Source organism: Promicromonospora sp. NPDC050249 (assembly GCF_040656015.1).
In the GTDB taxonomy this organism is placed as follows: domain Bacteria; phylum Actinomycetota; class Actinomycetes; order Actinomycetales; family Cellulomonadaceae; genus Promicromonospora.
This window is the reverse complement of sequence record NZ_JBFAKY010000006.1, coordinates 72,134-84,579: the sequence shown is the minus strand read 5'-3', so window position 1 is coordinate 84,579 and position 12,446 is coordinate 72,134. Positions and strand designations below refer to the sequence as shown.

Sequence of the window (12,446 nt, the reverse complement as noted above, 5' to 3'; positions counted from 1 at the left end):
CGGCCCAGTCTCGCACGGGGGTGGTGTGTGGCCGAGTGTCCGTTCGTGGCGAAACGGTGAGACTACGCGGACGGTGACGACAAAGAGCGCGTGTCCCGAGCCGCCCGATGACGTCGTCGGGCGAGACGGACACGCGCTCTTCGTCGCGGTGTGGTGCGAGGTCAGCCCGCGAGGACCTCGTCGATCTCCTCGGTCAGCGCGCGCTTCGGGCGTGCACCGATGATCGACTTGACGACCTCACCGCCCTTGTAGACGTTGAGCGTCGGGATCGACACGATGCCGTAGTCCATGGCGGTCTGGCGGTTCTCGTCGGTGTCGATCTTGACGATCTTGATCTTGCCCTCGTACTCCTCCGACAGCTCCTCGAGGATCGGCGCCACCATGCGACACGGGCCGCACCAGGTTGCCCAGAAGTCGACGAAGACAGGAATGTCAGAGTCGAGGACCTCGGTCTTGAAGGTGTCGTCGGTGACCTTGATGGTGCTCATCCAGCATCTCCTTGTTCATGGCCCCTGGGGGGCCGAGAGGGGCGGGGTCGGTGGGAACCGGCCGGGAGATCAGTCGTTCAGCGAGTCGAGGAAGGCCTGGGCGTCGAGCGCCGCGGAGCAGCCCGACCCGGCGGCCGTGATCGCCTGGCGGTAGGTGTGGTCGACGGCGTCGCCGCACGCGAAGACACCGGGAAGGTTGGTCCGTGTGCTCCGGCCCTCGACGAGGATGTAGCCGTTCTCGTCCAGGTCGACCTGACCCTTGACCAGGTCGGTGCGGGGCTCGTGGCCGATCGCGACGAACAGCCCGGTCGCGTCCAGGTCCCGGATCTCGCCGGTGACCGTGTCGCGCAGGCTGATGCCCGAGACCTTGCTGTCGCCGGAGATACCGGCGACCTCGCTGTTCCACGCGAACTCGATCTTCGGGTCCGCGAGGGCGCGCTCGGCCATGATCTTCGAGGCGCGCAGGTCGTCGCGACGGTGCACGACGGTGACCTTGGACGCGAACCGGGTGAGGAACGTGGCCTCCTCCATCGCGGAGTCACCACCGCCCACCACAGCGATGTCCTGGTCACGGAAGAAGAAGCCGTCGCAGGTCGCGCACCACGAGACGCCGCGTCCGGAGAGGCGCTTCTCGTCGGAGATGCCCAGCTCGCGGTACGCGGATCCGGTAGCGAGGATGACCGCGCGGGCGCGGTAGGTGTCGCCGCCGCCGGTCACGACGGTCTTGACGTCACCGGTCAGCTCGACCTGCTCGGCGTCGTCCCAGATGACCTTGGCGCCGAACTTCTCGGCCTGCTCGCGCATGGCCTCCATCATGTCGGGCCCCTGGATCCCGGCGGGAAAGCCCGGGAAGTTCTCGACCTCGGTGGTGTTCATGAGCGCGCCACCGGCAGTGACCGAGCCCGCGATGACGACGGGCGCAAAACCCGCGCGCGCCGCGTAGATGGCTGCGGTATATCCCGCGGGGCCGGACCCCACGATGACGACGTCGAGCACGGGGGCGTCGGTGGTCCCGGCAGCCGGAGCGGTGGTCTGTTCGGTCAAGGTGTTCTCCTCGAGTTCCATGGGCACACGCCATAACACGCGACCGTGCCCTAGTGTTCCAGGCCAGGTCACCTGTGGCGCCATCGCGAGCGTGAACCTCGCCACATAACATCGACATTCTTCGATGGACTATCGGATCCAGGTGCTCAGACGCCCAGAACGCCGGGGAAACGAACCATCGACATCATGTGTTCGTTCCCACCGGCGTTCTGGATTGCTCCTGCTGGCTGACGACAGGTCAGCTCAGCACCACCTCGTTGAGCTCCAGCCGGAAACCGTTCGACGCCTGCGGTAGCTCGGTCACCCAGATGGTGAACGAATCACTGACGACGGGTTCGGTCAGCTCGAACGTCGTGGTGTTGGAGAAGGTGCCCTCGGCGAGCACCTCACCACCCGCACCGCCCTTGAGGATCTGCACCTTGCCGCCCGGAGTGTTGGTCAGCAGCTCGACCTTGCTGACGGAGGCCGGCTCGCGCAGCTTGAGCTCCATGCCGAGCGAGTCCTTGTAACCACCGAACGCGGCCTGCTGGTACGTGGTCGTGTAGTAGAACGTGGCCGGGTCGGTGTCGTACGCGAGCTCGACCTTCTCGGGGTGGTCGATGGTCTCGCCGTTCCAGTCGAGCGTGCCGAGCAGTGCGGCCGAATCGATCACCGGTCGCGCCTCCGTCTGCGCCGGGGGAGTGGGCGGCGAGCTGCCCTCGCCCTCACCCTCACCGCCGGCGCCGCCGGCCGGGGAGCTTGCCACAGGCGACTGTGGAGCATCGGCGATCAGCTCCGGAGTCGGCGAGAGCACCGAGTTGATGGCCCAGATCAGCCCGGCCACCACGGCGACGCCGACCAGCCCGAGCACGATCGGCGTCGGGTTGACCCCGCCGCGCTTGGGGGCGGGCTGGGTGGCGAACCCGCCGTCCTGCCCGTAATAGCCGCCCTGGTCGTAACCGCCAGGCGCGTACTGCGGCGGGTACTGCTGAGGCGCACCCTCCTGCGCGTACTGCCCCTGGTCGTAACCAGGCGGGACCTGGCCGGCCGGCTGGCCGAACTGGTCGTAGCCCACCGGTACACCACCATCCGGAGGAGGCGGCGGTACAGGGGCGTGCCCCCCGAACGCCTGCGGCTCGTACGTGTAGTCGTTCTGCGGCTCGGGATAACCGGCGGGCACGTTGCCCGCTCCCGTCGCCATCGTCTCGTCGTTGCGTGCGATCCGGCCGGTGACTGGGCGTCGAACGGGCGGCGTGCCCTCGCCGCCGAAAGCGTCGGCGATTGACTGCCGTCGCGGCCCCTCCGGCTCGGGCTGCACAAATCCAGGCAGCGATGCCACTACGGAAACCTCTCCCCACGGCTGAAGAGCCGTGGTCACGTCGTCGGGGTTCATCGGTCCGTCGGTGCTGCCGGCCGCACCGAACGTGCGGCCCACCAGAGCATCGATGTCGGGGTCCACGTGGGGAACCAGCGTGGACAACGGCGCCACAGCGCCGGAAGCGTCGAGCAGCGCGGGCAGCGGGATCAGGGTGTCCTTGGCGATCCAGTCGGCCTCGAGATCCTGGCCCGGCCAGCGTGCCGTCATCGCGTAGTAGAGCAGGGCCACGAGCCCCTGAGCGTCGAGCTGCGCGGGCTGGACGTTGAGCGTCTCACCGGAAGCGAGACCGCCGTCGAGCCCCAGGCCGGTGATCCGGACCTGGTGGCCATCCACCCGCACGGCCTCGGGGCGCAGCGCGGTGTGGTGCACACCGCGTGCGTGCGCCACGCCGAGGGCGGCGGCGGCCTCACCTGCGATCGCCCGGGCCTGCTGCTCGTCCACCAGACCGCTCGAGACGATCTCGGTCAGCGTCGACCCGGTGTGCGGCTCCGTGACGACGTACTTGCGGCCGTCGGCATCGGACCCGGCGTCGAGGACCCGGACCAGCCGAGGGTCCGTGACGAGCGCGGCGCGTCGGGCGGAGTCCAGGGCATCACCGGCATAGGGCCCGGTCACGAGGGTCAAGCGGACCTCGCGGTCCAGGATCAGGTCGTGTGCCTCCCAGGCGGTCGCCGCGGCAAGGTCGGTCGACGCCTGCTGGCCAAGCCTGTATCTCTCGACCAGCACAATGCCTGGCTCGACGGTGCTCACGCGGACCTCCTCGCTCGCTCGGGGGACAGTAGCAGGTGCGCGACCGCAGGGGTCGGGCACCGTCGCCATGCTACGCGGAACCGCCGACAGCCCGTCGAAATGTCGCAGAGACGCAACGAAAGCGCAGATCAACGATCTGCGCTTCCGGTACGACGACGGAGCGGGTCAGCGCTTGAGCCGCGCGAGCAGCGGGCCGAGCAGGCGGTCGAGCTCCTTGACCCGGAGCAGCCGGAGCAGCACCACGTAGATGACGACCATGACCAGGCCGCACAGTGCCGACACCCACAGGCCGCTGAGCATCGTCAGCACCCAGCCGTTGCCGAACGAGAGCGCCTCGAACCCGCCGACCAGCCGGTACACCCCCCATCCGGCCAGTCCGGAGACAACGGCCGCGAGGAGCGTCTTGGCGTGGAGCGCGAGCACGCGGCCGCCGTCGAGCCGCCCGCCGAGCTTGGTCTTGAGCCCCCGGGTGCGCAGGAGCACGGTGATCCAGTTCGACAGGTCGTAGGCGCCGGCGGCGGCGATCACCCAGGTCTCGATCGGCAGCCAGATCTGTGCGGCGATCAGCCCGGCCACCAGCACGAGCGTGGACGGCACGGTGATCCAGAAGACGGAGCGCCCGTCCTCGTAGGCGTAGAAGACCCACTTCATGAGGGCCATCGCGCCGAGTGGCACCAGGCCGAACGAGAGCGCGACCAGCACCGGCGCGATGAGTGCGGTGCCCTCCTCGCCCGCCGTGGGGACGATGAACGCCGTGGCAGGGGCGGCCAGCACGGTCAGGGCGGCGGTGGCGAACACCGTGAAGACGCCGATCGTGCGCAGACCCATGGAGAGGTCGTCACGGACGCGGTCCGTGTCGCCCTCCTGTGCGGCCTTGCTGATGCCCGTGAACAGGGCGGTCGCGATGGAGACGGTGACGAGGGAGTGCGGCAGCAGGTAGATCAGGAGTGCCTGCGCATAGGAGCCGTTACCGGCGACCGCCACCAGAGGAGTGCTCGCCGCGCCCGCCTCGGACGAGACCCGGGTCAGGTACAGGACACCGGCCTGCTCCAGCACCACCGCGGCGAAGGTCCACAGGGCCACCGACCCGGCCGAGCGCAGCCCGATACCGCGCAGCCCCAGGCGGAAGTGCCAGCGGAAGCCCGAGCGGAGCAGGGGGACCAGCAGCACCAGCGCCTGCGTGGCGATACCGAGCGTGGCGGTACCCGCGAGCAGGATCGTGCGCGGGGTGTCCCATTCCGACAGGTCGTTGATGCCGAGCTCCGGCGCGGTGCCGAACACCACCAGGAAGATGCCGAACCCGATGACCGAGACGACGTTGTTGGCCACCGGCGCCCACATGAACGGACCGAACTGCTCGCGCGCGTTCAGCACCTGGCCCAGCAGGGTGTACAGGCCGTAGAAGAAGAGCTGCGGGATGCACCAGAAGGCGAACACGGTGCCCAGCGCGAGCCGCTCCGCCGTCCAGCCGTCCGTGTAGAGCATCACCACCCACGCCGATGCACCGGTGAGGATCGCAGTGATGGCGAGAATGCCCACCGCCGAGATGGTGAGCAGCTTGTCGATCCGTTCCTGCGGGTTGTGCGCACGGAACGCCTTGACGATCTGCGGCACCAGCACGGCGTTCAGCATGCCGCCCGCGAGGATCGCGAACATCACGTTGGGCAGCTTGTTCGCGACGTCGAACGCGTTGGCGACCGTGCCGACCGAGCCGACCGCGGCCACCAGCATCAGGTTCCGCACCAGCCCGCCGAGGCGGGAGGCAGCGGTGCCCGCTGCCATCACCATCGAGTTGCGGCCCAGGCCGCGGGCCGCCGGCGGTGGCGCGGTGGGCGCGCCCGGACCGCTCGCGGCCTCCGCGCTGGGGTCCGACGCGGGGTCGGTCGGTACGGTCACGGCTTTCTCCTGGGTCAAGCGACTACTCCCGTGGTCTGGGGCCTTGCCCGGTGCTGCGCGGCCGACGTGTGCGGCGGCCGAAACACTACTCTGCCCGGACGGCCACGGAGTCCGCCGCCGCCCCGGACATCGGCTCGGGCGCCTCGGCCGCCGTCGCCTCCTCGACATCCTCGCGGGTGGCGCGGTACGGCGAGCGTCCGCGGCGCACCGTACGCCAGATCCCGGCGAGGAACAGCAGCGCGACGAGGCCCGCCGCGATCCAGGTGCCGACCTCCTCCCAGCCCGCGCGGACACGGACCTGGAACGACGAGTCGTCGGTGATCTTCGCGCCGGTCGGCGTGAGGACCTGTGCGGTGACCTCGACGTCGCCGGAGCCGATGGCGCGCACGGGAACCTGTACGTCGATCTCCTGTCCGGCCGGCACCGTCTCGGCGGTACGGGCGCCGACCGTGAGGCGCGGGTGGTCCGGGCGGAGCACCACGGTCACCGTCGCGTCCATATCGAGTGAGTTGCGCACGCGCACCGGGATGTTTCCCACGTCGGTGATGAAGTTGATGTCCTGGCGGGGCACCACCGATATGGACTGCCGCGTGAGCTGGTTGCTCGCGTCCAGCGTCCGCCGGACGAGCAGCTCGCGGAGGCCTGGGTCCGCCCGCTGCGCGACGGCCAGCGGTGCGGTCAGGCGGGTCACGCCCGGCCGCCAGATCGTGCCAGGGTTCTCGACGGCGACCGAGGAGAACGTCACCACCGCGTCGCGTGTCTTCTCCAGCGCAGCGACGCTGGTGGTGGAGAGCTCGGCCTCCGCCACGCGGCGGTTCGGGAGAGGCGTGCGGACGACGTCCGGCGCATCGTGCGCGAACACCTTGTCCAGCGTGGTCGTCTCGATCCACTCGGCCTCGTCGAGCGCCTTCAGGATCGCGGTCGCGGCAGCGGCGTCAGGCGTCCAGGTGCGCGGCGCGACTATCGACATGGTCGGCGGTTCGGCCGGCGCCTGGCTGACGACAGCTGCCGTCTCCGCGAGGAGGCGTTGCGTCCCTTCCGCGGCCGTTGTGGTCGTACCCGCCGACTTCGTGTCAGCCGCGTTCTCGGTGCTCGTGGCCTCTGCCTGCGACAGGTCGGTCGCGGAGAGGAAGGCATGCGTGAGGGTGGAGTCCGTGACGGCGGCGTGCGCGGTACCCGACGAGGTGCGGACCTCGGCCCGGCCGGTCGCCGTGCCACCCTCCTTGACGCCCAGCCCACCGCTGACCACGACGTTCGGCCGGCCGGCGGAGACGGCGAGCCCGAGCGTCTGCACGTCCGGCACGAACCCGTCGGCGGGCCAGGCGAAGTTCGACCGCCAGCTCTCGGGAACGGGCCAGCTGCCCATCCGGGGTGCGCGGAGGAAGCTTCGCGGGCCGGTCGTACGGATGTTGGCGTGCGCCAGTGCGGCGAGGTCGGGGTCCCGGTCGGGGAGCGCGTAGGTGGTGGTGTTGCCCGCGACCTCGAGCAGGCGGTCCGACCAGGCGGCGAGCGCGGAGTCGTTGGACTTCACCGCCACGGCCACCACCGCTGGGTCCACCGCGAGCGACAGCATGCCGCCCTCCGCGACCTCCACCACGCCGTCCAGGCGCTGACCGGCAGCCGCCAGCTGCGCCAGCTCGATCTCCACCATGCTCCGGTCGGCGGGATCGGTCGCAGGCCCTGTCACACCGGCGAGCACACTGAGCCGCACGGGTGCGCGCTCAGCGCCGTCGGCGTCGTAGAGCAGGAACGAGCGCGCGATGCCGAGCCGGCCCGTGGCGTCGTCGACGCTGACCGCGAGCCGTCGAGGGCCGAAACCCAGGAACGTCTGGGCGCCCGGGTCGTAGGTGAAGGACACGTCCTTGGACGCACCCGGGCTCAGCCGCCCGAGCGGCTTCGTGGTGGGCTGTCCCTTGACCGGGTCCAGCAGGCCGGCGGACGCCCACTCGGAGACCTGGCTGCGGGACGTCAGCGCCGCGTAGTCGACGTACAGGCTCGCGTCCGCGCCCGAGACCGCGGCACCGGTGTGGTTGGTGACCTTGGCCCGGATGGTCACCTTGTCGCCCGGCTTCGCCGTCGGGTGCGAGACGGCGGTGATCGAGACGTCCAGCGTGCCCTGGGCCGACGGCGCGGCGTGGACACCCTCGGAGAGATCTGCGGCGACCGTGTCGGAGACAGGAGCCGGGGCCGTACCGGTGGGGGCACCTCCCGACGTCGGAAGGGTGGCGTTCGCCGGAACCATGGTGGACCCGGCAAGCAGCATGGCCGCCAGGAGCACGGCGCCTGTCTTGCCGGTGTGGCGGGCCGCCCGGCGGAGGGCGGAACTGTGTGCGAGGTCGGGGTGCTGCGTCATGGCAGGTCGGGGCGCTCCGTGGGGAAGGCGTCAGCACGCAGCGCGTCCCGGAGACTGCTCGACGACTCGAGAAGGTCCAGGGCGGCGACGGCCAGTCGCTGCTCGTTCGGGTACGACAGGCGCGCAGCGAGCTCGTCGACCCTGACCCAGAGAGCGTCCTCGGCTTCGCCGTCCGGATCGTCCTCCACGGTCAGGCGACCGCCCTCCGCGCGCAAGAGGTAATGGTGCACCACCTTGTGGACTCTCCGGTCCTCACCGGTGAACCAGTAGTCGATCACGCCGAGCTCCGCCTGGATCGAGCCGCGGATCCCGGTCTCCTCGCGGATCTCGCGGATCGCCGCCTCCTGGGGCGTCTCGCGGCCCTCGAGATGTCCCTTCGGCAGACACCACTCCAGGCGACCCGTTCGGTTCCGGCGCAGCAGCACTGCGGCGCTGAAGTCCTCGGGCCGTTCGGAGCCGCCTCTCAGCACCAGGCCGCCCGCGGAGGTCTCGTCGACGATCGGCAGGTGTGTCGGGCTGTTCGCCGCTGCGCGCCGGGCAGGATTCACCCGCAAGGGCGCTCCGCCGGGCGGCGGGGGCACCTCCGGGCGACCGTCAGGACGGTCGCTCGCCGGAACTGGGGTGGACATGCCCCAACACTACCGACTGAGCACCGTTGGTCTGGTCAGGAGCAGGGGCGCGGGCGGTTTCGGGCACTGGTTCGGACGTCAGGACCGCGTTTGCCGGTGCGGGTGATCTTGCGGTGAGTGTTGCCCGGCCGCGTCTGGGAGAATCTTGGGCTGTGTCTACCCCTGAGCAGGATCTGTTGCGGCGCGCGCTCGGCGTGCTGACCGAGATGGCGCCCGCCGCGCTCGAACTGGGCGACCAGTTCCGCGCCGCTGGGCACGAGCTCTCGCTGGTCGGTGGTCCGGTCCGGGACGCGTTCCTGGGTCGGGCGAGCAACGACCTGGACTTCGCGACGTCGGCCTCGCCGAACCAGACGCAGAAGATCCTCGCGCGCTGGGGCGACTCGAACTGGGACATCGGCCGGGAGTTCGGCACCATCGGCGCACGGCGCGGGGACGTCGTGGTCGAGGTGACGACGTACCGGACCGACAAGTACGACCCGGCGTCGCGCAAGCCGCTGGTCGAGTTCGGGGACTCGCTCGACGGCGACCTGTCGCGCCGCGACTTCACCGTGAACGCGATGGCCGTACGCGTGCCCGACCTGGCGTTCGTGGATCCGTTCAACGGCCTGAGCGACCTCGCGGCGGGGGTGCTGCGCACGCCCATCGCCCCCGAGCGCTCGTTCGACGACGACCCGCTGCGCATGATGCGCGCCGCCCGGTTCGCGGCCCAGCTCTCGTTTCACGTGGAACCAGGGACGCTCGCCGCGCTGGTCGCGATGGCTGAGCGGATCGAGATCGTGTCGTCAGAGCGCGTGCAGGCGGAGATCACCAAGCTGCTCCTGAGCGACAACCCGCGCGCGGGTCTCGAGGTCCTCGTCGACACCGGCCTTGCGGAGCAGGTGCTGCCCGAGCTGCCCGCGCTCCAGCTCGAGATCGACGAGCACCACCGGCACAAGGACGTCTACCAGCACTCGCTCACCGTGCTGGAGCAGGCGATCGCCCAGGAGACCGGCCCGGACGGCGCTGTGCCGGCACCGGATCTGGTGCTGCGCCTGGCCTCACTGCTGCACGACATCGGCAAGCCCGCCACACGCCGGTTCGAGCCCGGCGGTGGAGTCAGCTTTCACCACCACGAGGTGGTCGGGGCCAAGCTCACCGCCAAGCGGCTCAAGGCCCTCAAGTTCGAGAAGCAGGTGGTCAAGGACGTGTCGCGGCTCGTAGAACTGCACCTGAGGTTCCACGGGTACGGGGAGGGCGCATGGACGGACTCCGCCGTCCGCCGCTATGTGACCGACGCAGGCCCGCTCCTCGAGCGGCTGCACCGCCTCACCCGTGCCGACTCGACGACACGCAACAAGCGGAAGGCCAAGCGGCTGTCCGACGCGTACACGGACCTGGAGGACCGGATCTCCGCACTGCGCGAGCAGGAGGAGATCGACGCGATCCGCCCGGACCTGGACGGGACGCAGATCATGGCGATCCTCGGGATCTCGCCGTCGCGCGAGGTGGGCGAGGCGTACAAGTACCTGCTGAGCCTCCGTATGGAGCGCGGCCCGCTGGGCGAGGAAGCGGCGACGGAAGAACTGAAGAAGTGGTGGGCTGAGCGGTAGCTCCCCGAAGACCCCGGTGTCAGACGTGGGTCGGGTCGAAGAGGGCGCTGACCGACTCGCCGCTGTGGATGCGGCGTACCGCTTCGGCGAACGCCGGCGCGACGCTGATCACCGTCAGCTTGTCGTGCGCCAGCAGCCCGGTCGACGGCACCGTGTTGGTGGTGACGATCTCGACCACGTCGGGGTCGGCGGCGATGCGGTGGACCGCGTCGTTGGCGAAGATCCCGTGCGTGCAGGCGATCCGCACGCTGCGCGCGCCGTGCTCGCGCAGCAGGTCGAGGATGGCGATGATCGTGGACCCGTTGGCTATCTCGTCGTCGAGCACGATGATGTCGCGGCCGGTGACGTCGCCGATCAGGGACGTGATCTCGACCCGGTCGCCGTCGAACCGCTCCTTCGCGGCCGCCGCGACGGGAACACCGAGCATCTTGGCGAACGCCGACGCGCTCTTCGCGTTCCCGAGGTCGGGGGAGACCACGGTGGCCTTGGACAGGTCGCTCGGCAGAAAGTGCGCCGCGAGCTCGCGGAGCGCGTTGAGCTGATCGGTCGGAACCCGGAAGAACGCCTGCACCTGTGGTGCGTGCAGCGTCATCGTGAGGATGCGGTCCACGCCCGCCGTCTCCAGCAGGTCCGCGACGAGGCGGCCGCCGACCGAGATGCGCGGCGCATCCTTCTTGTCGGAGCGGGCATACGCGAAGTGCGGCATGACGGCGGTGATCCGAGCCGCCGACGCGCCCTTGGCGGCGTCGATCATCAGCAGGAGCTCCATCAGGTTCTCCTGGGTGGGGCGTGCCACGGGCTGCACCAGGTACACGTCGCGCTCGCGACAGTTCTCCAGGAGCTGGACCTGCAGGCAGTCGTTGGCGAAGCGCTGGATGTTGATCGGGCTCAGCGCGACGTCGAGATCAGCGCACATCTCGTGAGCGAAGCGCTGACCCCCGGTACCCGCGAAGACCCGTACCTCGGCCATGGCTGGAAGTCTACGGAACGTCGAGCCGACGTGCCCAGCAACGAGACGGCATCATGTGGTGGGTGAGCCTCACCGACTGGCAGACCTGGGAACCGTTCGTCGACGCGCTGCGTCGCTCCGCACCGCCCGGGGCGGACGTGAGCGAGTTCGTCGGCACCATCGGCCGCGGCGCGTGGCAGGGCACCTATCTGGACGACGGCGACGCCGACCTCCGCCGCGACCACTACCGCAAGCTCGCGCGCGAGGCCGCCCGGACCGGCGAACGTGGTCCGAAGGCAGATCTCGACGACGCACTGCGCGCGCTCGCCGAGCTCACGCCGGACGCCGAGCAACTCGTGCGGGTGGTTGCCGCCGGTCGCCCCGACGGAGATGCGGTAGAGCTCGTCGCGCTGCCGTCGGCCGTCGTCTCCGGACCGGGCACGCCGATCCTCGAGGTCGTGCTGGAGCCGGGAGCCCTCCCGGCGCAGTACCTCGCCACGATAGTGCCGCCGTCGGACACCGCCGTAGCGCCGTCCGCCGATCCGGATGCCGTGGCGCGCGTGATCACCGAGCGGATGCCCGACGCCGTCGGCGCGACACCCGACGAGATGGCCGCCGCCGAGGCGAACCTGCCCGCCGGCTCGCACCTGCCTGACGAGGTGCGTGCGCTGTATGCGTCGGCAGGATCGGGCAACCTGAAGCTCGCGCCCGAGGAGGACCGGTTCGGCGGGTTCGAGATAGTGCCGCTGAGCGGCAGCTTTCTCCGGGAGGCGTTCCTGCCTGCCGCACGCTTCAGCACCTGGACCGCCGACGTCGGTACGTTCGCCCCGGAGGATCCGTCGGGCAGGGTGCAGTCGGTGATCGGCTCGCCGCTCTGGTTCCCCGTGGGGACCGACGGCGCCGGGAACGTCTACGCCGCCGATCTCGCGCCGGGTGCGAACGGGCATGTAGGACAGATCCTGCTGCTCGACCACGAGATGCGCGCCGGTGCGGTATATCGGGCGGAGAGCCTGGCGGCGCTGCTCGTCGGGCGGACGGCGAGCCCGGCGGAACCGGGTCTCGACAAGCTCGACCAGCGGGGGCCCGAGCAGCCGGGGGTCGACGAGCCAGGGCCGGAGTTCCTGAACCTCGACCCGGCAGGCTGGGCCGAGCGCCTCGACGCCGGGACGGTGCCGGAAACGCTCAAGGCGGCAGGCCTCGTCCCCGACCCGGCCCGCCCGCCGGCCCTGACAGAGTCCGTCTCGACCGCGAACCGCCTGCTCGACCTGCGCGATCTGGAGCCCATCGAGGTCACTCGTGTGAACCGCCCCGAGCGGAAGGGCCTGCTCGACCGGCTCTTCGATCGGTAGGGCGCGGACCTGACCAGGACGCGAAGAGGGCGGGAACCCGGT

General features: G+C 70.3%; 9 protein-coding genes. 2 read left to right on the top strand and 7 right to left on the bottom strand.

Going from position 1 to position 12,446, the window contains the following annotated elements:
• Positions 1-161 precede the first annotated feature (161 nt).
• The 6 genes from trxA to AB0I32_RS06430 form a co-directional block, all read right to left on the bottom strand.
• Positions 162-488 (bottom strand): thioredoxin, encoded by a 327-nt coding sequence (trxA, locus tag AB0I32_RS06455; RefSeq protein ID WP_357448134.1) that lies wholly within the window; start codon positions 486-488, stop codon positions 162-164.
• 69 nt (positions 489-557) lie between these two features.
• Positions 558-1,553 carry a thioredoxin-disulfide reductase gene (gene trxB, locus AB0I32_RS06450; protein WP_357504054.1) on the bottom strand — a complete coding sequence of 332 codons (996 nt, stop codon included), beginning with the start codon at positions 1,551-1,553 and terminating at the stop codon, positions 558-560.
• A 217-nt stretch (positions 1,554-1,770) separates the two neighbouring features.
• Positions 1,771-3,639, bottom strand: a complete 1,869-nt coding sequence (locus AB0I32_RS06445; protein WP_357504051.1) for a hypothetical protein — start codon at positions 3,637-3,639, stop codon at positions 1,771-1,773.
• 165 nt (positions 3,640-3,804) lie between these two features.
• Positions 3,805-5,535 (bottom strand): murein biosynthesis integral membrane protein MurJ, encoded by a 1,731-nt coding sequence (gene murJ, locus AB0I32_RS06440; protein WP_357504049.1) that lies wholly within the window; start codon positions 5,533-5,535, stop codon positions 3,805-3,807.
• Between the two features lie 85 nt (positions 5,536-5,620).
• Positions 5,621-7,888, bottom strand: coding sequence for a DUF6049 family protein (locus tag AB0I32_RS06435; protein WP_357504047.1), 2,268 nt, complete (start codon positions 7,886-7,888; stop codon positions 5,621-5,623).
• The gene (locus tag AB0I32_RS06430) at positions 7,885-8,517 is read right to left on the bottom strand and encodes an NUDIX hydrolase (RefSeq protein WP_357504045.1); all 633 of its coding nucleotides are present in this window, start codon (positions 8,515-8,517) and stop codon (positions 7,885-7,887) included. The genes AB0I32_RS06435 and AB0I32_RS06430 overlap by 4 nt, the downstream gene beginning before the upstream one ends.
• 152 nt (positions 8,518-8,669) lie before the next feature.
• On the opposite strand from AB0I32_RS06430, the gene AB0I32_RS06425 reads away from it, so the two are divergent.
• The gene (locus AB0I32_RS06425; RefSeq protein WP_357504043.1) at positions 8,670-10,106 is read left to right on the top strand and encodes a CCA tRNA nucleotidyltransferase; all 1,437 of its coding nucleotides are present in this window, start codon (positions 8,670-8,672) and stop codon (positions 10,104-10,106) included.
• 19 nt (positions 10,107-10,125) lie between these two features.
• On the opposite strand, the gene AB0I32_RS06420 is transcribed toward AB0I32_RS06425, so the two are convergent.
• Positions 10,126-11,076, bottom strand: a complete 951-nt coding sequence (locus AB0I32_RS06420) for a ribose-phosphate diphosphokinase (protein ID WP_357504041.1) — start codon at positions 11,074-11,076, stop codon at positions 10,126-10,128.
• 62 nt (positions 11,077-11,138) lie between these two features.
• Here AB0I32_RS06420 and AB0I32_RS06415 point away from each other — a divergent pair, with 62 nt between their 5' ends.
• Entirely contained in the window at positions 11,139-12,404 is a 1,266-nt protein-coding gene (locus tag AB0I32_RS06415) for an SMI1/KNR4 family protein (RefSeq protein WP_357504039.1), read from the top strand.
• Positions 12,405-12,446: the final 42 nt, after the last annotated feature.